The organism is Hymenobacter agri (assembly GCF_054778495.1).
In genome coordinates, this window is record NZ_BAAGZM010001007.1 from 1 (window position 1) to 1,026 (window position 1,026).

Below are 1,026 nucleotides of genomic sequence, written 5' to 3' on the forward strand. Positions count from 1 at the left end.
CGCAGCAGCGTCATCCAGGCGGTGCGGCGCACGGCGGGCCAGTTGGCCACGTACAGCACCAGGTCGTAGGGCTCGACGGGCTGGTTGCGGCTCCAGACGGGGAAGCGCAGGTCGTAGCACACCAGCGGGCAGATGCGCCAGCCACGCCATTCCTCCACCAGCCGCGCCGTGCCGGGCGTGTAGGTGTGCTGCTCGCCGGCCAGTGTGAAGAGGTGGCGCTTGTTGTAGTAGCTCAGCGAACCGTCGGGCCGCACCCACAGCAGGCGGTTGTAGTATTGGCCGTTTTCTTCAATGATGACGCTGCCCGTAACCACGGCATGGTGGCGGGCGGCAGTGGCGCGCAGCCAGGCCACGGTGGGCCCGCTCATGGGTTCGGCCTGGCTGGCGGCGTCCATGCTGAAGCCGGTGGTGAACATCTCGGGTAGCACCAGCAAATCGGTCGGCTGCGCGAGACCGGCCAGCAGCTGGTCGAAGTGGGCGCGGTTGGCGGCCGCGTCGTGCCAGTGCAAGGCGGTCTGGACGAAGGAAACGGTGAGGTCGGACATAGGAGATTGTGGTGGCTAGATGCAAGCCTAAAGAACGTCATGCTGCGCTTGTCGAAGCATCTCGCGTGCAATAGTAAATGATTACGTTGCGCAGCAGAGATGCTTCGACAAGCGCAGCATGACGTTCTTTTTTATTTAACAATATGCCGCTTTACCCCCGCAGCCGCGCCGCCGCGGCTCGCAGGGTGGCGCTTTCCTTGGCGAAGCAAAACCGCACCAGCCCCTCATCAAATCCATCGTGGTAGAACGCCGACACGGGCACCACCGCCACGCCCTTTTCGCGGGCCAGGTAGTGGGCAAAATCCAGGTCGGAAGCTGCCGACAGCCCAGCGTAGCGCGCCAGCTGGAAGTAGCCGCCGGGCACGGGCAGCAGCTCGTAGCCCGCCCCGTCGAGCAGCGCCCGAAACTCGTCGCGCTTGGCTTGGTAAAAGGGCGCCAGGCCGCGGGCGTGCTCGTCGGCAGGGTCTTGCTCGAGGGCGTC

2 protein-coding genes are annotated in these 1,026 nt (G+C 65.1%); both read right to left on the bottom strand.

All coding sequences use genetic code 11. The features are described 5' to 3' along the window. Positions 1-545: nitrilase-related carbon-nitrogen hydrolase (locus tag ACYVDE_RS24060; protein WP_460504052.1), on the bottom strand; the 545-nt coding region annotated here is incomplete at its 3' end. Between the two features lie 151 nt (positions 546-696). Continuing rightward, positions 697-1,026: aminotransferase class I/II-fold pyridoxal phosphate-dependent enzyme (locus tag ACYVDE_RS24065; RefSeq protein ID WP_460504053.1), on the bottom strand; the 330-nt coding region annotated here is incomplete at its 5' end.